The organism is Pseudomonas benzopyrenica (assembly GCF_036884265.1).
In the GTDB taxonomy this organism is placed as follows: Bacteria; Pseudomonadota; Gammaproteobacteria; order Pseudomonadales; family Pseudomonadaceae; genus Chryseomonas; species Chryseomonas benzopyrenica.
Map to the genome: position 1 here is coordinate 3,614,034 of NZ_CP145723.1, position 20,874 is coordinate 3,634,907.

Consider the following 20,874-nt stretch of genomic DNA (forward strand, 5'->3'; position numbering starts at 1 on the left):
TGCCCCGCCTCGTCTGATCAGGCGCCGGAAGCGACGGTGAAGGTGCCCTTGATGAGCGCGGTGGGCCGGTAGTGAGCCAGCGCCAGGCGCTCTTCGCAGAGGATCGTCAGCATGTTCTTGACGAAGTTGTCGCGGTCCTCGCGGCTCACCTCGACAGTGGCGTCCATACGATCCCAGACCTGGGATGCCAGATCGAAGCCGCCGACGGTGAAGGTGCCCTGTGCCTGGGCCTTGGTGGCCACGACCGGCAGACCCCACATGACGCGAGCCGCGAAGGCAGACGGGCCGCCGAAGATGTAGCGGCCCATGTCGTCCTTGAGCAGCGCGATGGCATGCCAGTCGCGCGGGTTCAGGATGATGCCGGAGGCCTCGAACTCGGACTCGGTGACCTGGAAGACCGCGTGCGCGATCTGGTCGGCCTTGTTGTCGCGGGCGACGTTGAGAGCGGTGTCGTAGGCGGTGGCCACCTTGTTGATGCCGACCAGGTTCTCACCGGTGCCGTCACCGTTCAGCAGCTGGGCCTCTTCAGCCAGCGCCAGGCCGAACAGCAGGCGGTTGTTCACGTACGATTCCAGCAGCGGCGCGTCGTCCATGATCTGGCGCGAAGCCTGGATCCAGTGGGCGATGGTGCGCACGTTGGCGGTTTCTTTGGTGAAGGTGATCTGCGACTCGGGCTTGAGGGCGCCTTCCACCACCGGCGCGGCCGAGTTGGTGAAGACGTTCTCGCGCACGTAGTCCAGCGAGTTGGAGCTGATGCGACCCTGGGCCAGCAGATCGCGGATGGTGAGGCGGCGCAGGCCAGGCATCAGGATACCGGCGTTACGCTGCGGCTCGACGAGCGCACCAGCCGAAGCGGTGCCGCTGCCCAGGGCCTTGTTGAAGGACTGGACTTCGACCTTGCTGGAACGACCGTCCCAGCCCTTCATGATGTCGTCGGCGGTGCGCTCGGCGAAAGACTTGTGGGTGGTCGGATCGTCGATTTTGCCGCCCGCCAGCTTCTGCTCCAGATCGAACAGGCGGCTGCCTGCGGTCTTGAGCTCTTCCTGGACGGTGGTCAGGTCGCCCTGCAGCTGCTTGCTGACAGCGCCAGTGTCCTGAATTTCTTTCTTCTGGGCGTCGAACAGCTCCGTCATGCGGGTCTGGGCGGTTTCGATCGCCTTCTGGATTTGTGCAAGATCCATGGGTATTCCTCGGTTCAGAGAGAGGGGAAGGAGTTGATGCGCTGCAAGAGCGCGGCGATGTCGTCGCCGCCTTCGGACTCACTCCGAACTGCGGACTTGATGCGGGCGATGAACGCCTGCGCCTCGGACTTGGAGAGGCCAGCTGCATCTCGCAGCCAGTGCTCCGCGTCACGAATGCTTTCGATGCCATCCATACTCTTGAGCGAGGCCACGGTGGCGTGCTCGTTGGCGGGCATGGTGCAGATGCTGATTTCGCTCAGCCGGGCGAAGTTTTTGAACGACATCCCCGTGGGGATCGGGGAAAAGTCGCTCTTGGTGGCCAGGGCGCCGATGGACATGCCGGCCACGGTGCCATGCAGCATCGCTGCCTTCAGCGCCTCGGATTGCGGGTTGCCCGGGGTGAGCTCACCGCGCGCCAGCAGGCCCTTACTGTCCTCTTCCAGGTGCAGCCACTTCCCTACTGGGATCTCGTGGCGCCGGTGGTTGAAGAACATGGCCACGGAGCGCGTTTGGGTCTTGAGCGCATTGGCGAAGGCGCCCGGCTCGATCACGTCACCGTCGCTGTCGGTCACGCCGAAGACGCTGGCGTAACCCTCGAAGATGCCTTGGGTGCTGTTGCCAGTGAACTTCACCGCCGACAGCTCGAAGTCCAGGGTCTTGCAGATGTTGGGCATTGCAGCCTCCAGATAGATCAAACCCCGCTCGGGGCGGGGTTTGTTTGGCCAAGTTGGGTGATCGGCACGTTCTGCGATTGCCGGGTGGCGACATCGCCTCCGGGCAGTGGCGGACGGTTGTCTAGGCGCCGGCCCTCGTTGATGGTGAGCAGGCCGCTGTTGACCAGAGCGGTGAGGAACTGCGCCCGCGCCGCCGAATCGCCCCGCAGCAGCCCTTCCAGGTTGTGCTCGGCGTGATAGCGGCTGATGTCGGCGGGCTTCACCAGCCAGCGCCAGATCGCCTGCTCCCAGCGAACCAGGTACGGCGACAGGGTGTACTGCAGGAACCCAAGGTTCTGCTGCTCGATGCCGGAGCCCCAGCTAGTGGATTTCTCCACATCGCCCACCAGGTGGGGCGGCACGCCGAAGAATCTGGCCAGCTCGCTGACCTGGAATTTCCGGGAGGCCATCGTCTCAGCATCCTGCGGCGTCACGCCAATGGGCTGGGTAGTGAAGTCGGCCTCAAGGATCCATAGCCGCTTCTTGACCGGGCCGCCGGCGATCTCCTTGAAGTTTTCCTCAAGCTGCTCGCGCTGCTGCTTGCTCAGGAGCTTGTCGCCGGTCATCAGCAGCTGAGGCGACTTCGCGCCGTTGCCGTAGAAGTCGCGCTGCTGGTCTTCCATCGCCACTGCGACGCCTGCGGCGCGAGCGGCAAAGGCGATCGGTGAAAGGCCGACCAGGCCGTTAAAGCCGAAACCCTTCAGGTGGAAGATCTCGCGCTGGCCGAAATCGGCGTATTCGGTATCGCGCCGGTAGCGATAGACGACCTTCTTGCCCTCCAGCCGCACGTCCATGTTGGCAGACAGCAGGGGGATCATCGAAACCACATCGCCAGTCGAATTTCGCTCCACCAGGGCATAGGCGTTGCCGTAGAAGCACAGCTGCATGGTCATCGCCTCGCGGAACTCAACGGCGGTCATGAAGCTGTTGGGGCTGTAGCGCAGCAGGCGAGCCAGGGGGTTATCCAGCCCAGCCTTGCGGCGGTCGTCACCGTTGCTCTCGAAGACATCCAGCGGGAGCCCAGCCGTGACGCTGGAGATCAGCCGCACGCAGGCATAGACGGTGCTGATCTGCAGGGTGCGCTCATCGCTCACCACCGAGTCCCCGACCACTCCGCTGGCGGAGACAGGGCCGGTCACCGAGCCTTTTTCAGGCGAAACCAGGCGCCCACCGACGAAGAAACTCGCCATGCGCGCCCAGAAGGGGCTGCGAGTCCGCAGGTCGATGCTGTAGTCGGTATCTGCCATCACATGCTCAGGGTGTTGTTCAGGAAGGAATCGATGCTGCCGTGCTCCGCCGCTGCTGGCATTGCGCGACCCACCGCCATGATCAGCGCCACCGCGCCGTCGATCTTGTTGTCGTTGCCCTGCTTGATCGGCCGTACGATGTCGTCGTTGCCGGGCAGGTTCTTGCCGATCACGTTGGAGATACACCAGGTCATGATCGGGTTGCCGTCGTGGTGGAACCGCCCCGACTGGATAGCCGCTTCCAGCTCCTTCATCGGGTCGGACATGTTGGTGAAGTTCTGCACCGTGGTGACCGGCGTCAGGCCCTCGTCGTCCAGCTGGTGGCTCAGGTTGGTAGCACCGTGCGGGTCGATTGGGCTCTCTCTCACCGGCGAGACCATGTTGGCCTCCTTGGCGTCTTCGAGGATCTCGCGATAGTCGATCTCGGCGCCGGGCGTTACCTGCAGGTGCCCAGTGTTGATCCAGGCCTGGAAGCGTTCGGCCATGCGCTTGTTGTCTTCGTCGAAGGCCGTGTCTTCCGGCACCCAGAAGGCCGGGGCCACGCTGTAGTAGTGCGTTCGGCCGTCGATCACGCGCCAGAACAGCCGCGCCATGGAGTTCATGTCCAGCTTGCGCGCCAGGTCGAAGCTAAGAATGCATTCCTGCCCCTCGAACTGGTCCAGGGTCAGCGTCTTGTCCTCGCAGGCCTTCCACTTCTCGACGTTGAAGAAGCCTGTCTTGGCGCTCACCCACCGGTTGAGGTGCTTGGTCTTGAAGGTGTTGGTGAAGCGCGCCGAGCGCAGCGCCCGGGCGAGCTGGCTTTCCAGGTACTCCTGGAACACCGAAACCCCTATGTTCGGGTTGGCCTTGGCCAGATTCTTCGGGTCGGTCCAGTCGTCGTCGTCGTCGAGTGTCCAGATCCAGGCGAACAGCTCGGGATCTGGCACCGCGCCGTCGAGCATCTCGATAGCCTGCCGGCGCTTGTCGTAGCACGGCCCCTCGATGTTCGCGCCTGCCGTGGTGATGATGAACATCAGCGGCTGCCGGCGTGCGCCCATGCCGGTGATCATCGTGTCGTACTGGGCCGAGCTGTCATGCTCGTGGAATTCGTCGATGATCGCGCAGCTGGGCGAAGCACCGTCACCCGGGTTGCCGATAAGCGGCTCGAAGCGGCTGCCCTCGGCGGGCACGTTCATGTTCGAGGCGTTCACCTCGATCCCCGCAGCCTCGATCAGCATGGGCGAGCGTTTCACCATCAGCCGGGCCGGGCGAAACACCTCCCAGGCTTGCTTCTCGGTGGTGGCGCCGCTGTAGACCTCGGCACCGAACTCGCTGTCGGCGACGAACATGCTGATGCCCACGCCGGCGGCCACCACCGACTTGCCGTTTTTCCGCGGCACCTCCCAGTAGCTCTCGCGGAATCGGCGGAAGCCGTCCTTCTTGCGGACCCAGCCGAAGGTGCAGGCCATACCGAACAGCTGCCATGGCTCCAGGGTGATGAGCTGGCGCTTGAACGCCCACTCCCCTTTCGTGTGTGGCAGCAGCTGGATCAGCCGCAGCTTCTTCTCCGCCTTGACCGCATCGAATTTGTAGGGAAAAGCCTTGCCGCGACTATCGGCCACGTCGTCGAAGTGGCGCTGGATCGCCAGGTGAATGAACCGGCACGCCGGCACCCGGCCTCGCAGGACAGACCGAGCCCACGCCATCGCCTTGTCGACGTTGGGCGTAAGGGGCTTGGCCATCAGGAACCTAGGATCGCTGCGAACTCGTTGGTGGATTTCTGCTTGTTGCCGCCGATCAACCGCGTGCGGCTGGCCGGATCAAGGCCGAGGAGTGAGCCGAAGGTCACCATCTGCCGCATCGTTTCGTTGGCCGCTGTCAGGGCAGGGTTCTTCATCGGTCCGCCCTGGGCGCCCTCCACCACGATCCCGTGGGTATTGATCGATTCCTGAGCCAGGCGCCAGTTGCCATAGGCCGTGCAAAAGGCCTCGACGTTATGCAGGTCGGTCAGCGCCAGCACGTTCTCGCGCAGCAGCTCGGGAATGATCATCCGCCACATGTCGGCGGCGCGGTCGTTCAGCCACTCGGGCGGGTCGACGTTCGTGACCGTGGAGAACTGAGGTTCGGCCTTGTTCAAGGCTCGCTTGCCGGGGTTACCGGCGAGCTGTTTCTTGGCCGTGGGCTTCGGCTTGCGACCTCGGCCAGCGACCGCCGCTGTGCCGCCCATGGCGCGACTCCTGAATTTTTAATTTCGCGGGTGTGAAAAAACGACGGAGCGGACGGTGTCCTATTGGATAGCTGTAGGCTTTTAGACCGCCCCCACCCATTGGCAAACCCTATCGTGCACTTTTCTGGTGCATGAATAGGGCCTCTACCGTGCTACACCGATGGGCGGTAGGCCGCGGCTGCCTCGCGCTGGGTCTTCGCCCGGTGGCATTCGTGATTGATCGCCACCAGGTTGGTCGGACTGTCTGTGCCGCCCTGCGCCAGGGGGATAACGTGGTCGACCTCATGCGCGGGCCTGATCCGAGCCAGGCGCTTGCACTCCTCGCACTGGCAGAGGAAGTTGTCCCGTTTCAGCACCTGGTCGCGCAGCCGGCGCCAGGGTCGACCGCCACGACCCGAGCCCTGGCGAGTTGCCCAAGGCCTGGCCAGGTCGGCGTGGTCATCGCAGTAGCCGTTGGCATTCCGGGTCAGGGCGTTGCAGCCTCTGGCCCTGCAAGGCTTGTTGGGGCGTAGGGCCATCAGTCATTCCCTTCGTGACATGTCACGACACCACGGCTTGGGTGCGCCGGCAGTAGTGGATGCACTCAGCAGCGCTGATGACATCATCCAGGCTGGCTTTGCAGCGGGCGTGCCCATACTCGTCAGCGCCGAAGGCTTCAGCGATCTCAGAGACGGGGCGACCAGCAGTGCCGGCATTGACCATCATGACGATCAGCTGACCATCTACAGCCAGCTCAGGCCCAGGCTCGTCGCCCTCGTACTCAATGGTCACCTTGCCGCCCTTGATGTCGCGCCAGATCTCGTCAGTGCCGGGCCTGACCTGCAGCGGGCTGACCGCATAGATCACGAAGCCACGCTCGGTATCGGCGTACTCGACATCCTTGACCTCGAAACCGTCGACCAGCACGCGCTTGATCGGGACGCCGCCATAGTTGCCTGGTCCGAAGAACGTGCCAGGCTTCGGCGATCCCATGCTGGACACGAAGCGTGCAGCAGGGTCTTGGTGGAGCACGTCCAGCTGACCCTGTAGCCGGCGGATGTCGTGCTGCAGGATGCGGCACTCTTCTGCCACCGCTCGCTCTTCCTGGGGGATGGGATGGCTCATCGCTTCACCTCGGTCATCTTCATGGTCATGCCGCGCTGCACCCAGGCGCCGACGCGATCCGGATCAGGCTGCAGGCCGGTCAGTCTGGACATGAGCAGCACGCCGCACAGGTAGGGCTTCACCCACCAGGCCATGTGGATGGTGAAGGTGACGGTTGTCGACCGACTCACTGCTTCACCTGCTCTTGTGCCTGGCCTGCAACCTCGGAGGCCTTCACCGCGGCATCGCTCGCCTTGATGGCGGCTTGGCTGGAACTGACGCCGGCAGCGGCCAACTGGTCGGACTGGCGCGCGATGATCTGCTTGGACTCCACCAGACGCTCCCGAAGGTACCCAATGTCGGCACGACAGGCCTGATCGTCCTTGTCGCTCTCCATTCGGTGAGCAGCGATCAGGCTCAGGATGTCGCTCTTGGCCGACCACATGCCGGCGGAGAAGCCGCAGGCAGCAGCAAGCATCACGGCCAGGGTCGCGTACACCGCCACCCCGCTCTTGTCCCACGCGGTCTGTACCCGCTCGCGATGCGTCATTTGAGTTTCCCCATCAGGTCCTCAACCTTGGCGTTCAGAGACTGGTTCTCCTCGCGCAGGTGGCGGACCTCTTCGGTCAGAGTGGCGTTCTGGATCTTGACGGATGTCAGCTCGTCCCTGATCTGAATGACGATCTTCCATGCTTCGTCGGCCTTCGCCTCGGCCTTATCCGCTCGCTCCTGCTGGAACTTGCGGTCGGTTTCGAGGATGCCTACCTGGGTCTGGTCAGCTCTACGCATCTCCAGCCACTTGTTGAAGCAGAGCAGGATCGCCATGAACGCACCGGCTCCAAGCCCGACGACACCCAGCCCGCTCGTTGCGAGTGCGGATGGCTCCATCGTTCGTCTCTCTCGGTACTGCGCCGATACGGCAAAGGAGGTAGGCCGGCAAAAGCCAGCCCGGGAAAGGGGAATCTCACAGATCCGCCCGCTTGTCGCCGCGCATGGCCATAACGCCTCCTCGGCACAAGACTGAGTCTTCCACCACAGGAGTGCACTTATGGATATGCGCAGTTTCGAGGTCAGTTACACCAAAGGCGGCAAACAGGACACGTTCACCGTCGAGCAGGAGTTCTTCTCGGACGAGGAAGCCTGGGGAGCCGTAGTAGGCAAGCTAGGCATACCACTCGTTGACAAACACCGAGGTGATCCGCCGAGCACCAATCGCAGCCTTGCGGAGGGTGCGGGTGTGTCGGACGTGACCTGGCGCCCGCTCTAGAAACGAAAAACCCCGGCGCGGTGGCCGGGGTCTCTAGTGTGTTGCGCTCTGCTCAGGCAGCTATCGCAGCATGGAATAAATCGTATAGGCGTTGTAATCCACTGTCAATGATTCGTGAAACATATCAATCAGGCCGCTTCGCAAAAGGCTGACAGTCGACCATCCAGCCAGGCCTCGCCCGACTTCACGAGCTCCGCCGCCTTCACGTGGGTGATCCCCATCAGCATCCCGAGCTTTCGATAGGTCAGGCCGTCGAAGCGGTAGTAGTGCCACACGGCGCGGAAGCACTGCGGATCCCTCTCCTTCAGGATGGACAGCATCCGGTCGACCCAGAGCGCCTCCAGGTCATCGATGTCCGGCGTGGGCAGCGACTCGACGGCTACGTTGTCACGCATAAGCGCATAGGTCGGGCAGATGTAGGTGGCGATGCTGGCCTGGATGCGGCTCCAGATACCCCATTGCCGGAGGAGGTAGCAGCTGCTGATGTTGCGCATGGGTCAGTCTCCGGTGCGGTGCGAGCCGTGCGGGCCGCGGCGGTTGCTCGATTCGTAGGGCTGCATCCGCTGCAGGGTGGCCAGCTGCTGTTCCAGGTGCAGAAGGCGGTGACTCAGGGTGAAAACCAGATCCTCGGCGGGCATGGCCTGGCCGGTGGCGTGATCGACCCAGCCGGTGCCGGCGCAGGTGCCGCACTCCATCTCGTAGAAGACGCCCCGGGTGACGCCGCGCCCGTGACATGTCACGCAACGCGAAATCGGCTTCACCTTCCGGGTGAGGTCAGGCCCGTGCTGCTTGCGCATTGGCCCTCCGGTCGATCTCCTTCTGGATGTCTTCCATCTCGCCCAGGGCGCGCGACGCGTCGCACATAGCCTTCAGCTCGCCTGCCTTGTTGACGCTGGAACGATCCTTCCAGATGCGGCCGCCGAGGCGCGAGCCCGGCCGCCGGGCCGAGTGATAGCCGCGGCAGGCGAGCGCGGTGCTGGTGGCGTTCGTGTAGAGGGCCTGTAGCACCATGCGCCGGCGGCGCAGGTCCTCATCGGTAGCGGCGGCCAGACGCTGGGCGGCCAGGGCATTGATCTCGGCGATCAGCTCGCGCTCGTTCTCCGGGGCCGCCTGGCGCGCTTCCTGGTAGTGGCTCAGGAAGACGACCAGCGACTGGCCGAGGATTTGCCGGGCCAGGCCGGCCAGGTCTTGTGCTGGATGGTTCATCGGAGGGCCTCGGTAGCAGGCAGGCGGAGATAGGCGGTCAGGTGCTCGCGGGCGTCGTGCACACCCCGGCAGACGATCGCGAGGTAACCCTGGTCGGTCAGGCGCTGGAGGGCGGCCAGCTGGCTCGGCGATACCGCGGCGTCGTGCGGCGGGGTGGCCTTGAACTCGATCCGCATGCCGAAGTAGCCGCCACGGGCAATGTCGACGTTGATGTCCGGCATCCCGGCGCGCACGCCCTGCCCTTTCAGCTTGCCGGCCGTGGCCTTGTGGCGGTGGCCACCGTTGGGCACGTGGTAGATCGACTTCGCTTCCTTGGGGAAGGCCAGCTCCAGCCAGGTGAACAGCTGTGTCTGCTCGATGCCTTCCCAGTCGGTAGGCTTCTTGCGGGTGCGGGTCTCGCGCGGTGCGGCCCAGGGCTTGAGGGCGGCGGTCATGCGGCCCCCTTGATCGTCATCAGGCCCTGGCTGATCCAGATGGCCTGGGTCTCGCCCAAGGCCCGGATGACGTCGCGCTGATCAAGCTCACCCTGGCGGCGGCCGTCCAGCAGGTCATGGCAGCAGCTGCAGGCGAAGACGGCCATGTTGTCCGGGCTCTTCAGGCCCATGCCCTTCTGGCCGCACGCCAGGTGAGCCAGCACCGTAGTCTCGGGGTTGAAGTTGCAGACGCCCGGGATGCGCAGGGTGCATTCCTGGCCACGGGCGCTGTCGCGGAGCTTCTTGGACTGGGCGCGGCTCATTGGGCAGCTCCCGACCGATAGGCCTGGGCGGTGGTGCGGCGATGGGCGCTGCGGCGGTGGCTGATGGCGATCTGGCCGGCGGCGGCCAGGGTCAGTAGCAGGCCGGTGATGACGAAGGGGGTCATAGTCCGCGGCCCTCGCCATCGCCGAGGAAGTCGCCGATCGGGCGGCGCGCTGCCGGCGCCGTGCGCTCGCGCTTCACCGGCCCGGCCAGCTCCTGCTCGCGGAAGTGAATGTAGGCCTCGGTGTGCTGGACCTTGGGGTCCATGCCAGAGCCGCGATTGAAGCCCTGGTCATAGGCCAGGCGGCGGGCGTCGTCGTATTCCTCTTGGGTGAACATCATGCCGGCACCTCCTGGCGATAGGCGGCCGTCACGATCAGCGCCGAACAGATGAAGGAGACCGCCGCCAAGATCGGGTGCCCAGTGACGATCAGCGCGTAGAGCTGGAACGCAGTGCTTGCGCAACTCAGCCACATGCCTTCGCGGATCTTAGAGGCTGTCTCGCCCTTGACACCGCCACTCAAGAGGCCGATCCAAGCCAAGATGTTGAATGCCAGAAGGGTGTAGAAGCCGAACCAGTGCCAGGGCTCCCCAATCAGGAGGCAGGTCGAAAGCGCAACGCTGATAGCGGTCGAAACGATGTGAGGGGTCTTCATGCTACGTCGGCCTCCGGCCAGATGATGCGAGCGCAGGTCAGGGCCTCGTCGCGGTTGATTTGGGCGCCGACCATGGCGAACGGCGCGCGATTGGGGAGCAGGACCATCCAGCAGGCCTTCACGAGCGGCGGCCCAGCGCGGCGCGCATCTTGGCCAGCTCAGACTGGACGGTTTCCGGCTTGGCCGGCGTGGACACCTCGGAGGGCAGCGCCTTGGGGATCTCGCGCAGCGGCTGGCCGGCGGCGACCATGCGGCAGGCGATCGAGTAGTTGCGCTCGAACAGCTTTCGGCCGGCGTCTTCGTTCAGGCGGAACAGGTTGCTCAGCCCGGACTCCGTGGCGGCGTGGTGCACGGCCGGGTGGCTCCAGCGGGCGCCCTGCCCCACGGCGGGGTGCGAATTGCGGGCGGCTTCCTGGAAGGCCTTCTCGGTCGGCGGCAGGCCCAGCTGCTCGGCGGTGGGTTGGCACCACTCCACGAACTTGCCGACGCTGGGCGCGAAGTCCTGGCCGCTGGCGCGGCAGGTCATCAGGCCGAAGCGGATCTGCTCCAGCGAGTGGATGCCGGCGGCCATCAGGCCCTTGATCCAGGAGCGCTTGGCGCGCTTCAGGGCTTCGTCGTCCGGCCAGGCCTGCTTCCAGGCGGGGAAGATGGACTTCAGCTCGTTGAACAGCGAGTTCACGACCTGGGCGGTGCCCTCGTCGATGCTGGCCGGCTGCTGCTGGACCGCCGGGCGAGCCTGGCTGAAGTCCACGTGCTTCACGATCTCGGTGGCGTTGCGCATCAGACGCTGTCCTCGTTCAGGTTGTTGGCCCAGCTGGTGTCGTCGTCGTTCGGGCCGGCGCCGGGGCCTTGGTGGTGCTTCAGGCGGTTCACCAGCCACTCGCACTTCAGGCCACGCCAGCCGGCGGTCATGGCCTCGGCCAGGCCCTGGTCGGCGCTGATGCCGTGCACGGCGACCTTGGCCAGTTCGGTCAGGATGGTTTTCCAGATCGTGGCGTTGAGCGGCTTCTTGAGTTCGCGGCGGAAGGCCAGGTAGTCCTTGGCGACGTCGGCGGAGATGGCGATGCCGGCGGTGTCGGTCAGGGCCTGCATGTCGGCCAGGCTGAAACCCTTGGCACGGCTCCGGGGTTGATCAGCGGCGGTCTCGGGATCGTTCGAGCCACCCTCACCGGATGCGCTCGCCGCGCCCTCGCGGCCTTGCTCTTGGTTCTGTTCTTGGTTCAGTGACGTATTGGGTGCAACGGCTGCACCCCGTTCTGTCGTGGTTTGCACCCCGTTCTGTTGTGAACTGCACCCCGTTCCTTCACCGGGTGCAGCCACTGCACCCCGTTTCAGCTGGAGGTCGTAGACGTTGGTGATGCGGTCTTTCCGGCCGATGTAGGCAGCGGCGATCGCCTGGTTGCCACGGGTGATCAGGCCCATCTCTTCCAGCAGGTCCAGCTTGTACCGAACGGTCCGCTCGGACAGGCCAGTGTCTTCAGCCAGCTGCTCGGCAGAGGGGAAAGCACCACGACCGTCCTGGCCGGCATAGTTGGCCAGGCACAGCAGCACGTGGCGGGCGGAGGCGTCGCCCAGGGTGGACTTGGGCATCTGCATGGCCCAGGACATGGCTTGAACGCTCATGCGGCACCTTGAAGCTTGTAGGCAGCCCACTTCCCGGCGATCCACTCGATGCCTTTGGGGGTGAACTTGGCGGCGTTGAAGTTGTGGCCGTTGCCGGCTTGGCCGGTCTTCACGTGGAAGCGGCCAGCGGCGATGTGCTCGGCGTAGGGGACCCACTCACCGCCCAGGCGGTACCAGACGTGAGCATCGGCTAGGAACAGGCGGAATTCGTTCTCGTTGGCGCCGAGGAGCTTGCAGACCTGGCGGAAGCCCTTCAGGCCAGTGCCCTCGACGTAGCGGTCGACGAACTCAGCTTTCGGGGCTGCGATGGCCAGGGCCTGGTTGGCCGCCTGCTGCAGCTCGAACTGTTCAGCCCAGGCGCGCGCAGCGGCGGCCGGGTTGCTGAAGTCAGGGATGACGGCCATGGCCTGCTGCTCCAGCTCCATCCAGCGGTCAACCAGCTTGGCGGTGAACTCAGGGCTGAGTTGGGCCACGATGACGTAGCTGTCGCGCTTGCCCACCTGATATTCCAGGTACTGCTCCTGGTTCTGCTCGTGGGTGTACGGCGTTGGCGTATACCCCTGGATGGCACCACGGGAGATAAGGCGCCCAATGGAGCGATAGACGTCGCCGTGACGAGAGCTGACCAGCTCGGCGATTTCGCGGCTGCTCATGGTCAGGGTGTTGCCGGTACTGAGGATCTGTTGCATCATTCACCTCGATCTGTTGTGTCGTACTGAGCCCGGTTGCCGCCGGGCTTTTTCTTGCCTGCGATTCGCGTACTGGACGGAATCACAGCTATCCCGCGTGACTGCTGGCGCAAGGCCATGACGCGGATAATGGGTTCCATGGTCAGGCGGCATCGCTGGCGCGCTTGACCGGCTCGTCCTCGCGCTTCGCCTTGATGGCGCCGCCCGAGTCCTTCTCCAGGACGCACTGCATGGGGTAGGAAAAGCCACCCGCAGCCCGGCACTGGGAAACGCGGGAGCCGGTAACGCCCAGCGCTTCACCGATGGCTCTGCCGCTGCCGTAATGACTCAAGGCTTCTTCGTAGGTCATGAGAGGTCTCCGTTTGCCTCAAGAGTTTAGAGTTCTTAACGGAGCAAGGCAAGTTATCTAAACACCGGAAGGTTTAGAATCCTTAATATGGAATTCAAAGACAGACTTGCCCGCCGCATGACGGAGAAGGGCCTCGCCGCAACCGACCTGGCTCGCCTGACTGGCGTGTCGAAAGCCACCGTGAGCTTTTGGGTCAATGGCACCAACGGCGCGAAGGGAAAGAACCTGCTGGCCCTAGCCAAGGCGCTCGACTGCTCGCCTGACTGGCTGGCCTACGGTGAAGGAAGCGCTGATAGGGATCGCCCTAAAAGCGAGGCCACCATCCTCGGGCCGATCTCGGCCTGGGATGACGACACCCCTCTTGACGACGACGAGGTGGAGATCCCCCTGCTGAAGGATGTGCGGGTTTCCGGCGGCCCCGGCATCGTTGCCGAGGATCTCGACTCTGGCCGGTGTGTCCGTATGGGCAAGTCGAGCCTGCGCGAGCGTGGCGTCCAGTTCAGCAACGCCATCTGCGTGACCGTCAGCGGCAACAGCATGGAGCCCGCCCTGCCCGATGGCAGCACCGTGGGCGTCAACATGCACATCACCACCATCAAGGACGGCAAGGTCTATGTGATCAAGCACGATGGCGAGCTGCGGGTGAAGCAGGTCTACCGGCTACCTGGTGGAGGGATCCGGCTGCGCAGCTTCAACCGGGCCGAGCACGCCGACGAGGATTACACCCCCACGGAGATGGCCGAAAAGGACATCTCGATCCTGGGCAAGGTGTTCTGGTCGTCAGCTTTCTGGGACTGACCTCGCTCGCTGGGGCGACCAGCGGTTGTAGAAAAATCGAGGGTTCGCCCTAAATTTTCTGTCTCACAAGCCGCTGTATATCTCGTGATGGATACGGCGTGGCGGTTCGGAAACGCCTACGCCAGCCCATTTTCACTGTATTCGATTGAACCATTCGTTCATTCTCTCTATCATCTGTATATACACAATGCGCTAGGTAGTACGCATGAAAGGACTCATCATCTCCCGCAAGGTCCTAGAGAAGCTTGCGGTAAAGCACGGAGTGACACCTCGTGAGGTCGAGCAATGCTTTGACAACTGTGATGGCGAACACCTTGAGGATCGGCGCGAGCGCCACCGAACCAACCCCATCACTCGGTGGTTTGTAGCTGAGACCAACCAAGGTCGTAAGCTCAAGATCCTGTTCATCTTTCGCAACGGTAAGGTTTATCTGAAGTCCGCCTACCTCGCCGATGAGAAAGCAATTGAGATCTACAACGACAACGCCTACTGAACGCTGAGCCGTTCGACCGCACTTGGCAGTCAAGGCGTAGAGATCGTCTAAACTCGTTATGAGAGCAAAAACAGAGGCCGCTATGAGCAACGTAGAACTGTGGGAATCCGGTGAGCTTGGCCAGAGTGCCGAGCATGCGCGTGTTGCCGCTGGCTCCAAGCAGGAGGTCGATGACGCCCTGGGCCTGCAGCTGATCTCGATCAGACTGCAAAAGCAGCTAGTGAATGACCTGAAGAAAATTGCAGAGATCAATGGTGTCGGCTATCAACCGATGATCAGGGATCTGCTCAACCGCTTTGCGCGGTCTGAAATTCGGAAAATCATGCTGGATCGAATCAGTCAGATCGAGGCAGAGGAAGAATCCGTCGTCGAAGCTAGCACCGCCCCAGTACGTGAGTTCCTCCAAGAACTGAAACGCGCCTGACATCAGGCATAAGCCAAAAGCCCGCCCAGCGCGGGCTTTTTTGTGCCTGGAACCTTGCCGCTCCGCCTCCTGTCGCATACTGTATATTTGAACAGTATCACAGAAAGGAGGTACCCCCATGGCCAAGGCCCAACCCCAAGCTCAGATCGAGTCTACTCCCGTCACGTCCTACAGCCTGCTGGCTGAGCGCGTCATGCGACTGATCAACTCAGCCCGCGGCGATACGGATAGGCATGTGCATCTCGAACGCCTGGGGGCCTATGAGGCCGACTGGGAGCTGCTCCTTTCCGAGATCGAGGAGAACGACAACGTGACCATCGCCCAGCGCGACGATGGTAGCGTCGACCTCTTCTGGAAGGTCCCGAAAGACTTCTGATCTCCTTCCCCCGAAGCCCGCCACCGAGCGGGCTTTTTATCGCCTGCCGTCCGCTAAGTTAATTTATCTAAACAAAGCCCTTGACGACCCTTGTTAAGTTTTCTAAATTCACATCACAGGCAGCGACAACTGCCCGGCAGCGAAAGCCGCCCTGCTCTTTCACAAATTAGACCGCCGAGCCTGCCGGCATAGCAGGCCGACGCACTGGGAGCGATACCCGGTGCGGCGCCCACCGCCTCACTCCGAGGGGAGACGTTGCCGACAGTAGAGGACTGGCAGCGGGGTACGTGTACCGCCAGTGATCGATGGCGGGCGGCGGGAGAAAGCCAGTTTTCCTCGCTGGCCTTGGAGACAGGGCCAGCCGGGAAGACAACCGAGGACACAGCGATGGCAAGAACGAAACGCACCAACTACGCGAAGGTGAAGATCTGGATGGAATCCATGACGGCTGACATCGAGGGCCCAATCGCCGGCGTAGCAATCGAGACTTTCCAGGCAATCCCCACTGCTGCACTGCAGCAGAAGGTCCTGGCGAAGCTGACCGAAGCCCACGCCAAGCGCGTTGAACGTGAAGCAGCAGCACCCACTGAAGCCTGAGCATCACTGGCTGGCCTTCCCGCGAGGGCCAGACGGGATGCCAACCGAACAGGAGGCCACATGGCCAACGCACTGACACCGCGCCAGCTGCAGACCCTGCAGGAAGTGGAAGCCTTCCTGTCGGCCCACAACTACCCGCCCACCCGCGCCGAGCTGGCCGAGCTGATGGGCATGGCATCGCCCAACGGCGCCCAGGAGCACCTGGAAGCGCTGGAAGAAAAGGGATTTCTGAAGCTCACCCCCAACACGGCCCGGGGGATCAGGCTGCTGAGGAGTTCGTCATGAACCAGCACTACGTCGCCTGGCTTCGCGCTCAGATCGAAGCGGCCACGCCGGCCACCCTGTACCTGAACATCCTGCCGCACGTTGAAGACCTCGCCGCCATGTACCGGCGCGAGATGCAGCAGGCCTCCACCCCCGGACTGAAGCTCTACTTCCAGCGCACGCTGGCGGGCTTTGAAGACCTCCTAAACCAGTACCAGTACCACGCCGCAGCGGCGTAAGGATCCACACCGTGATCGAGTTTGGGCAATGGCAAGGACGCCTAGGCATGGGCCTGGCTCCCCGAGAACTGGAGTGCGTGATGGGCCTGGCTAGCGGCCTAACCCACAAGCAGATCGCCCGGGACATGGCGATCGCACCCATGACCGTCACCAAGCGGATCAGCAGCGCGATGTTCAAGCTGGGCGTGCAGCGCGCCCCGCAGCTGGTGGCCGAGGCGATGAAGCGCCAGATCATCAGCCCGCTCTGCATGATGCTGGCCGCGCTGGTGGTTGCCCACGCCGCCCTCGATGAAGACCCGATGCGCCGCGATCGCCGCGTGCCTGAGCGCCGTACTGCCCAGGTCCGGATGATGCGCCGCGCTGAAGCTCTGGAGATCTACGCATGACCACACCGAAGGCCGCCGCCGAGCGGAAGGCAGACCAGCGAAAGCGCGAGGCCGAGCGCCTGGCCGCTCTGGGCCACCAGGTGATGCCGTTCGAGATGTACCAGCGGACTGCCGAGGCGCTGGACCGGATCTGCGCCGCCGGCGGCTTCGAGCAGCGTGCCGAGGTGCTGACCCTGCTGATCCACTCTGCCGATCAAATCGCCCAGCGTGACATGTCACGTTTCAACGAATTGATCACCCCGCCCCGCTCTACCTGATCACTGCCCCGACCTGGCGGGCCGCCCCGGCGGACACCCAGGAGCGCCAGCCGGCGGAGCGCACATCACCGGCAGCCTGGCATCGGTTCACCAGCTTCTACCTCCGCCGAGGGCCAGGCCGTATTCCCCACGTCACGGGGACTGTATCGGAAAGGGGTGAATGCGTGGCCCATGGGTAGCGCGACCTGCTGGGGCGACCATGAATCGCCTGCGAGCTGGAGATAAGCACCGGCCACCCCTTTCCGATGCAGAAGACGGAGTCGCGCCGGTTAGCACACAACAGGCACTGGCACTGCATCACCGCCGGCCACGGTTCAACCCTGAAGCCGGCACCCATTCCCCCGCGCCGCTCGGCGCCATCCCGAGACCATCATCATGATCACCCTACCTATCATCGGGCGTAGCCCGGCGGCAGTGATTTCGCGTGCCCGCATGCTGGGCTTCGAGTGCTGGCCCTATCGCGCCGAGCGCCGCGCCAACGGCACCTGGGTCCACTACTACCGTAAGGCCGACCAGAAGGTGCCGCCGCGCCGCACAGCGGACAACCTGCTGCGCACTGAAGGGGAGCTCACCGCATGATCCCTGATTTCGTGCACGACATCCGGGCTCGCGAGCCGCAGCGCGCCAGCCTGGGCCAGGCCGTCGAGCAGTACCTGGCCGCCGGCGGCAGCATCGCCACCCTTCCCTACCTGGCACCGCGGGAGCTGACCCGGGCAGCCGAGTTCAACAGCACCGCGCCCCGGGTGCGGGGTATTGCTGCTGAGTCCCGATCCAAGAAGCGCGCAGCCGATCAGCACGCTGCCACCTTCGCCGATCTCCTGAAGACGCTGGAGGCCCCATGAGCACATTCGCAGTGTTCGGCATGACTCGCGACGTTGCGCTGGCCGAGGCGCGCAAGAAGGTTTCCACCACCCGCCGAGACGATTCCGGCCAGCGCCTGCAGCTGACCCCGCAGGAGTGGCAGCAGGCCTGTGAGGAGCGTGCGGACAAGATCATGGCCAGCAAGCGGGTGAAGCAGCTGTCTCCGCTATACGACGCCCCGCAGTACGCCGAGCAGTTCATAGCGATCGCCCGGCGCACGCTCGATTGCCGCGACCTGCAGATAAAGGCCAAGTCGGTGCTGCTGGATGCCAAGGGCGAGCCACTGAAGGACAAGAAGACCGGTGCGCCGAAGGTCGGCTTACAGCCCTTCGGATCGAAAGCCGCCTGACCACGCCGAGCACCCCATGGCCGCCTACTACAGCGAGATCGACCCGTATGCGGCCGCGTGGCTGCGCAACCTCATCAAGGCCGGGCACATAGCCGACGGCGTCGTGGACGAAAGGAGCATTGAGGATGTCGTGCCTGCAGAGCTTGCCGAGTTCACCCAGTGCCATTTCTTCGCTGGAATTGGCGTTTTCCCCTTCGCTCTTCGTTGCGCGGGATGGGACGATTCGAGACCAGTCTGGACAGGAAGTTGCCCGTGCCAGCCTTACAGCAAGGCAGGTAAAGGCCTTGGGTTTGCTGATGAGCGGCACCTCTGGCCGGCCTGGCATCACCTCATCCGAGAGCGCAGACCTGTCGCGCTGCTCGGAGAGCAGGTTCCTGTCGCTATCAAGCACGGCTGGCTGGACCTCGTCGCCGATGACTTGGAAGCAGACGACTACGCCTTCTGGCCGGCTCGTTTCCGCGCTAGTGACGTCGGCGCCCCGATCGAAAGGCAGCTCCTCTACTTTGCTGCCAAGCATCTCGGCGCGGGAATGGAAGGACAGCAGCCGCGGCGAAGTCCTTGCCCGCCTGGATCGTGGGGATGGCGTGGCGAAGAGGATCTGCGCGCTATCGCCGATGCTCCGCTCCAGCCAGGAAGTCGTTGGCCTCAACCCCTCGTTCGCCGCGTGGATCATGGGCTTGCCGAGTGCATGGACCAGCTGCACGCCTACGGCAATGCGCTGAACGCAGGTGCGGCCACCGCATTCATCCAGTCCGCAATGGAATTCCTGCCCTGACCCTCCCCTCACGCCGTCTGGCGTGCCGACAGAGTATTGAGCAATGAACATGAAACAGAGCTGTAAGGCGCTGATCTGCGCCATTGAGGGCGAGCTAGACGGCCGCCACTGCACGGAAGAACAGGCTGCTGCAATCCTGGATCACGCGCTGCCGAGCCTGACCGAAGCCTTAGCGCGGGTGCAGTCGGAGCTGGCGGAGGCTGTGGGGCTGATTGAGCAGGTGTTGGATTACAACACCATTGGCGACGCCAAGCTTCATAGGCGCCAACTCGAAGCCTTCCTCGCCCGCCACGCCCAGGCCGAGCAGCAGGAAGCCCGCGAGCAGGTGCTGGCCAGGCCAGAGCATGGGGTGAGCCTGGACGAGGCTCTTGCCTTGACCGTGGATCGCTACAGCGGCGCGATGGAGAAGCTGGCGGTCATCGAGCACCAGGAAGCCCAGGGCGCGCAGGCCGGGGAGTTCCAGCGCGAAGACCGCTACATCGTCATCAAGCGGAAGGATCTGGAGGAAATCGAGAACAGTGCGGAGCTGAGCGACCTGGAAGCCCACAAGGCGGTCCTGCTCCTCAGCGAGGCGCTAGATACCCTTCACTCGCACCTTCCAGTACGTGAGTACCTGGTCATCGAAAGCGACTGGCCGGAGTACGAGCAGACCTGGGCGGCCATCCGGGCCCGCGTCGAGGGCCGCGCCACCCAGCCCGCCGCTGGCACCACAAGCGACAAGTACCGCGCTGAGCTGTACGACGAGGTATGGCAGAAGGCCCGCGACATGGGCTATGCCAACGTGACTGGCGCCCTGGTTGAGCTGGAGCGCATGAAAGCCACCCAGCCCGCCGCTGGTGAGCCGGTGGCGTGGAGATACGTCGAGCGCACATCAGAGGGATATCCATATGCGCCCCAGTTTTCAGCCAAGCGCTGGCAGGTAACACCCGAAGAGTATTCCGAAGAGCCGCTATATCTAGCACCGCCTGCCGCCGCTCCTGTGGCCGCTGGCGAGCCGGTGGAGCCGAAAGAAATCGGTGAGATGACCATTACCCTTCGCGATGGCGTGAAGTGCTTCTCCTTCGAGGAGTACAGCGAAGCCTACAAGCTGCCGGAAGGCCTGCACTACCTCTACGCTGCCGCGCCTGCCGCCGCGCATGGGGATGAGGCGGTGCGGAAAAATGCGACAGAGTCAGCTATCCAGCGCGCATGCAGAGAGCTTCCTGAAGGTTGGAGCCTGCAGATAGAGCTGGAGCGAGGCGCGGGAGACGTAACCCTCTTCAACGCCTGGGACATCGTCGTGGACTTCGGCCAAGACTTCGAGAGCAGCATCAGTGAGCAGTTCGAAGCTGCCATCGACGCCGCCATGCGCGCCCAGGGCGACGGAGGTGAGGTATGAGCGATGGCAGCGTCATCTCAGAGCGGGCCGTCATGGCTCGCCGTCTGAACCGAGAAGGTCTTGGGCCAACTGCCATCGCCAGGCTTGTCGGGTTGGAAATCAAGCACCGCAAAGACATGGCCGCAAGGAAGCAGGTAATCCGCTGGATCACGCCCCTAACTGACCTGGGCGCCTCTAGGCTGATCAAGCGATTGGCAGGTCAGGGAAAGTCACAGCGCGAGGTCCGTCGACTCACAGGTCTCGGCTACGTTCGATTCAAGAGACTGGTCGACGAGATGCCTGATCTAGCATGGATCGGCACTCAGCCAAAGCAGGAGCAGCCCGATCTTTCTGAGCAGATTCTGGCGCTGGCTGATCAAGGTCTTTCCATGCGCCAGGCCGCTGAGGTCCTGGGAATCAACCGAGAGAAACTCAGGCTTCTAGCCTCGGCCATGCCCAAAAATCCTTGGGACTCTCGAGATATAGCCCAGACCTGGCTGCACAAGACCGGCGAGACGGTGGCGCAGACTGCCCGCCGGCTGGCTGATACCCACACGCTGATCCAGGTCGCGACACTGATCGGCTATGGCGATGGCCGGGCGCTGCGCAAGGCCCTAATTGCCCGCAACGTCCACGTGAAATTCGTCGTCGACCCGCGCAACGAAGCTCGCTGGAACCGCAAGTCCGCCTGACCCACCCTACCCCTACCCCATTGAACCTGCGCCCTGGCGCGGGATGAGG

General features: G+C 63.6%; 38 protein-coding genes. 16 read left to right on the forward strand and 22 right to left on the reverse strand.

Annotation, left to right across the window (positions count from 1 at the left end; genetic code table 11):
- Positions 1-17 precede the first annotated feature (17 nt).
- From V6W80_RS17150 to V6W80_RS17195, 10 genes are all read right to left on the reverse strand, one after another.
- Positions 18-1,181 (reverse strand): phage major capsid protein, encoded by a 1,164-nt coding sequence (locus V6W80_RS17150; RefSeq protein WP_338544904.1) that lies wholly within the window; start codon positions 1,179-1,181, stop codon positions 18-20.
- A 14-nt stretch (positions 1,182-1,195) separates the two neighbouring features.
- On the reverse strand, positions 1,196-1,855 hold the full coding sequence (locus V6W80_RS17155; protein WP_338544905.1) for an HK97 family phage prohead protease: 660 nt from the start codon (positions 1,853-1,855) through the stop codon (positions 1,196-1,198).
- A 17-nt stretch (positions 1,856-1,872) separates the two neighbouring features.
- The gene (locus tag V6W80_RS17160) at positions 1,873-3,141 is read right to left on the reverse strand and encodes a phage portal protein (RefSeq protein ID WP_338544906.1); all 1,269 of its coding nucleotides are present in this window, start codon (positions 3,139-3,141) and stop codon (positions 1,873-1,875) included.
- Positions 3,141-4,862, reverse strand: a complete 1,722-nt coding sequence (locus V6W80_RS17165; RefSeq protein WP_338544907.1) for a terminase large subunit — start codon at positions 4,860-4,862, stop codon at positions 3,141-3,143. Before V6W80_RS17165 ends, V6W80_RS17160 begins: the two co-directional genes overlap by 1 nt.
- Complete coding sequence (locus tag V6W80_RS17170; RefSeq protein WP_338544908.1) at positions 4,862-5,347, reverse strand: phage terminase small subunit P27 family; 486 nt, start codon at positions 5,345-5,347, stop codon at positions 4,862-4,864. Before V6W80_RS17170 ends, V6W80_RS17165 begins: the two co-directional genes overlap by 1 nt.
- A 152-nt stretch (positions 5,348-5,499) precedes the next feature.
- On the reverse strand, positions 5,500-5,865 hold the full coding sequence (locus V6W80_RS17175; protein ID WP_338544909.1) for an HNH endonuclease: 366 nt from the start codon (positions 5,863-5,865) through the stop codon (positions 5,500-5,502).
- 22 nt (positions 5,866-5,887) lie between these two features.
- Positions 5,888-6,451 carry a hypothetical protein gene (locus tag V6W80_RS17180; protein ID WP_338544910.1) on the reverse strand — a complete coding sequence of 188 codons (564 nt, stop codon included), beginning with the start codon at positions 6,449-6,451 and terminating at the stop codon, positions 5,888-5,890.
- The gene (locus tag V6W80_RS17185; RefSeq protein ID WP_338544911.1) at positions 6,448-6,621 is read right to left on the reverse strand and encodes a hypothetical protein; all 174 of its coding nucleotides are present in this window, start codon (positions 6,619-6,621) and stop codon (positions 6,448-6,450) included. Before V6W80_RS17185 ends, V6W80_RS17180 begins: the two co-directional genes overlap by 4 nt.
- Positions 6,618-6,980, reverse strand: a complete 363-nt coding sequence (locus V6W80_RS17190) for a hypothetical protein (RefSeq protein WP_338544912.1) — start codon at positions 6,978-6,980, stop codon at positions 6,618-6,620. The genes V6W80_RS17185 and V6W80_RS17190 overlap by 4 nt, the downstream gene beginning before the upstream one ends.
- The gene (locus tag V6W80_RS17195; RefSeq protein ID WP_288358220.1) at positions 6,977-7,255 is read right to left on the reverse strand and encodes a hypothetical protein; all 279 of its coding nucleotides are present in this window, start codon (positions 7,253-7,255) and stop codon (positions 6,977-6,979) included. Before V6W80_RS17195 ends, V6W80_RS17190 begins: the two co-directional genes overlap by 4 nt.
- Positions 7,256-7,478: 223 nt before the next feature.
- Between V6W80_RS17195 and V6W80_RS17200 the strand changes: the two genes are divergently transcribed.
- Positions 7,479-7,697 (forward strand): hypothetical protein, encoded by a 219-nt coding sequence (locus V6W80_RS17200; RefSeq protein WP_316858154.1) that lies wholly within the window; start codon positions 7,479-7,481, stop codon positions 7,695-7,697.
- A 128-nt stretch (positions 7,698-7,825) separates the two neighbouring features.
- On the opposite strand, the gene V6W80_RS17205 is transcribed toward V6W80_RS17200, so the two are convergent.
- From V6W80_RS17205 to V6W80_RS17260, 12 genes are all read right to left on the reverse strand, one after another.
- On the reverse strand, positions 7,826-8,191 hold the full coding sequence (locus V6W80_RS17205) for an antiterminator Q family protein (RefSeq protein ID WP_338544913.1): 366 nt from the start codon (positions 8,189-8,191) through the stop codon (positions 7,826-7,828).
- A gap of 3 nt (positions 8,192-8,194) precedes the next feature.
- Positions 8,195-8,494 (reverse strand): hypothetical protein, encoded by a 300-nt coding sequence (locus tag V6W80_RS17210; protein ID WP_338544914.1) that lies wholly within the window; start codon positions 8,492-8,494, stop codon positions 8,195-8,197.
- A complete protein-coding gene (locus V6W80_RS17215) occupies positions 8,472-8,903 on the reverse strand; it encodes a hypothetical protein (RefSeq protein ID WP_338544915.1) in 432 nt (143 codons plus the stop codon). Before V6W80_RS17215 ends, V6W80_RS17210 begins: the two co-directional genes overlap by 23 nt.
- Positions 8,900-9,337, reverse strand: coding sequence for a VRR-NUC domain-containing protein (locus tag V6W80_RS17220; protein ID WP_338544916.1), 438 nt, complete (start codon positions 9,335-9,337; stop codon positions 8,900-8,902). The genes V6W80_RS17215 and V6W80_RS17220 overlap by 4 nt, the downstream gene beginning before the upstream one ends.
- On the reverse strand, positions 9,334-9,639 hold the full coding sequence (locus tag V6W80_RS17225; RefSeq protein ID WP_007159428.1) for a nuclease domain-containing protein: 306 nt from the start codon (positions 9,637-9,639) through the stop codon (positions 9,334-9,336). The genes V6W80_RS17220 and V6W80_RS17225 overlap by 4 nt, the downstream gene beginning before the upstream one ends.
- Positions 9,636-9,764, reverse strand: coding sequence for a hypothetical protein (locus tag V6W80_RS17230; RefSeq protein WP_338544917.1), 129 nt, complete (start codon positions 9,762-9,764; stop codon positions 9,636-9,638). Before V6W80_RS17230 ends, V6W80_RS17225 begins: the two co-directional genes overlap by 4 nt.
- A complete protein-coding gene (locus tag V6W80_RS17235; RefSeq protein WP_338544918.1) occupies positions 9,761-9,982 on the reverse strand; it encodes a hypothetical protein in 222 nt (73 codons plus the stop codon). The genes V6W80_RS17230 and V6W80_RS17235 overlap by 4 nt, the downstream gene beginning before the upstream one ends.
- Positions 9,979-10,296 (reverse strand): hypothetical protein, encoded by a 318-nt coding sequence (locus tag V6W80_RS17240; RefSeq protein ID WP_338544919.1) that lies wholly within the window; start codon positions 10,294-10,296, stop codon positions 9,979-9,981. The genes V6W80_RS17235 and V6W80_RS17240 overlap by 4 nt, the downstream gene beginning before the upstream one ends.
- A gap of 118 nt (positions 10,297-10,414) precedes the next feature.
- Positions 10,415-11,077: a replication protein P gene (locus tag V6W80_RS17245; protein WP_338544920.1), complete on the reverse strand. Its 663-nt coding sequence runs from the start codon at positions 11,075-11,077 to the stop codon at positions 10,415-10,417.
- The gene (locus V6W80_RS17250; protein ID WP_338544921.1) at positions 11,077-11,919 is read right to left on the reverse strand and encodes a helix-turn-helix domain-containing protein; all 843 of its coding nucleotides are present in this window, start codon (positions 11,917-11,919) and stop codon (positions 11,077-11,079) included. The genes V6W80_RS17245 and V6W80_RS17250 overlap by 1 nt, the downstream gene beginning before the upstream one ends.
- Entirely contained in the window at positions 11,916-12,611 is a 696-nt protein-coding gene (locus V6W80_RS17255) for a phage antirepressor KilAC domain-containing protein (RefSeq protein ID WP_338544922.1), read from the reverse strand. The genes V6W80_RS17250 and V6W80_RS17255 overlap by 4 nt, the downstream gene beginning before the upstream one ends.
- 139 nt (positions 12,612-12,750) lie before the next feature.
- On the reverse strand, positions 12,751-12,957 hold the full coding sequence (locus tag V6W80_RS17260) for a hypothetical protein (protein ID WP_312378863.1): 207 nt from the start codon (positions 12,955-12,957) through the stop codon (positions 12,751-12,753).
- Between the two features lie 87 nt (positions 12,958-13,044).
- Between V6W80_RS17260 and V6W80_RS17265 the strand changes: the two genes are divergently transcribed.
- The 15 genes from V6W80_RS17265 to V6W80_RS17335 all read left to right on the forward strand — a co-directional run bounded on the left by V6W80_RS17265 (position 13,045) and on the right by V6W80_RS17335 (position 20,825).
- Positions 13,045-13,755, forward strand: coding sequence for a helix-turn-helix transcriptional regulator (locus V6W80_RS17265; RefSeq protein ID WP_338544923.1), 711 nt, complete (start codon positions 13,045-13,047; stop codon positions 13,753-13,755).
- Positions 13,756-13,960: 205 nt separating this feature from the next.
- Positions 13,961-14,248 carry an ADP-ribosyl-(dinitrogen reductase) hydrolase gene (locus V6W80_RS17270; RefSeq protein ID WP_338544924.1) on the forward strand — a complete coding sequence of 96 codons (288 nt, stop codon included), beginning with the start codon at positions 13,961-13,963 and terminating at the stop codon, positions 14,246-14,248.
- A gap of 82 nt (positions 14,249-14,330) precedes the next feature.
- Positions 14,331-14,672: a hypothetical protein gene (locus tag V6W80_RS17275; protein WP_338544925.1), complete on the forward strand. Its 342-nt coding sequence runs from the start codon at positions 14,331-14,333 to the stop codon at positions 14,670-14,672.
- 118 nt (positions 14,673-14,790) lie between these two features.
- Positions 14,791-15,048, forward strand: coding sequence for a DUF1654 domain-containing protein (locus tag V6W80_RS17280; protein ID WP_338544926.1), 258 nt, complete (start codon positions 14,791-14,793; stop codon positions 15,046-15,048).
- Positions 15,049-15,435: 387 nt separating this feature from the next.
- Positions 15,436-15,645: a hypothetical protein gene (locus V6W80_RS17285; RefSeq protein ID WP_338544927.1), complete on the forward strand. Its 210-nt coding sequence runs from the start codon at positions 15,436-15,438 to the stop codon at positions 15,643-15,645.
- A 60-nt stretch (positions 15,646-15,705) separates the two neighbouring features.
- Positions 15,706-15,930, forward strand: a complete 225-nt coding sequence (locus V6W80_RS17290; protein ID WP_273808767.1) for a hypothetical protein — start codon at positions 15,706-15,708, stop codon at positions 15,928-15,930.
- Positions 15,927-16,148: a hypothetical protein gene (locus tag V6W80_RS17295; protein WP_108581872.1), complete on the forward strand. Its 222-nt coding sequence runs from the start codon at positions 15,927-15,929 to the stop codon at positions 16,146-16,148. Before V6W80_RS17290 ends, V6W80_RS17295 begins: the two co-directional genes overlap by 4 nt.
- A 47-nt stretch (positions 16,149-16,195) precedes the next feature.
- Positions 16,196-16,534: a response regulator transcription factor gene (locus V6W80_RS17300; protein ID WP_338544928.1), complete on the forward strand. Its 339-nt coding sequence runs from the start codon at positions 16,196-16,198 to the stop codon at positions 16,532-16,534.
- Positions 16,531-16,791 carry a hypothetical protein gene (locus V6W80_RS17305; protein ID WP_338544929.1) on the forward strand — a complete coding sequence of 87 codons (261 nt, stop codon included), beginning with the start codon at positions 16,531-16,533 and terminating at the stop codon, positions 16,789-16,791. The genes V6W80_RS17300 and V6W80_RS17305 overlap by 4 nt, the downstream gene beginning before the upstream one ends.
- A 375-nt stretch (positions 16,792-17,166) precedes the next feature.
- Positions 17,167-17,370 carry a hypothetical protein gene (locus V6W80_RS17310; RefSeq protein WP_338544930.1) on the forward strand — a complete coding sequence of 68 codons (204 nt, stop codon included), beginning with the start codon at positions 17,167-17,169 and terminating at the stop codon, positions 17,368-17,370.
- Positions 17,367-17,633: a hypothetical protein gene (locus V6W80_RS17315; protein WP_338544931.1), complete on the forward strand. Its 267-nt coding sequence runs from the start codon at positions 17,367-17,369 to the stop codon at positions 17,631-17,633. The genes V6W80_RS17310 and V6W80_RS17315 overlap by 4 nt, the downstream gene beginning before the upstream one ends.
- Complete coding sequence (locus V6W80_RS17320; RefSeq protein WP_338544932.1) at positions 17,630-18,001, forward strand: hypothetical protein; 372 nt, start codon at positions 17,630-17,632, stop codon at positions 17,999-18,001. Before V6W80_RS17315 ends, V6W80_RS17320 begins: the two co-directional genes overlap by 4 nt.
- Positions 18,002-18,017: 16 nt before the next feature.
- On the forward strand, positions 18,018-18,776 hold the full coding sequence (locus V6W80_RS17325) for a DNA cytosine methyltransferase (RefSeq protein ID WP_338544933.1): 759 nt from the start codon (positions 18,018-18,020) through the stop codon (positions 18,774-18,776).
- A gap of 43 nt (positions 18,777-18,819) precedes the next feature.
- Positions 18,820-20,154 carry a hypothetical protein gene (locus tag V6W80_RS17330; RefSeq protein WP_338544934.1) on the forward strand — a complete coding sequence of 445 codons (1,335 nt, stop codon included), beginning with the start codon at positions 18,820-18,822 and terminating at the stop codon, positions 20,152-20,154.
- Positions 20,151-20,825: a hypothetical protein gene (locus V6W80_RS17335; protein WP_338544935.1), complete on the forward strand. Its 675-nt coding sequence runs from the start codon at positions 20,151-20,153 to the stop codon at positions 20,823-20,825. Before V6W80_RS17330 ends, V6W80_RS17335 begins: the two co-directional genes overlap by 4 nt.
- The last annotated feature ends 49 nt before the right edge of the window (positions 20,826-20,874 follow it).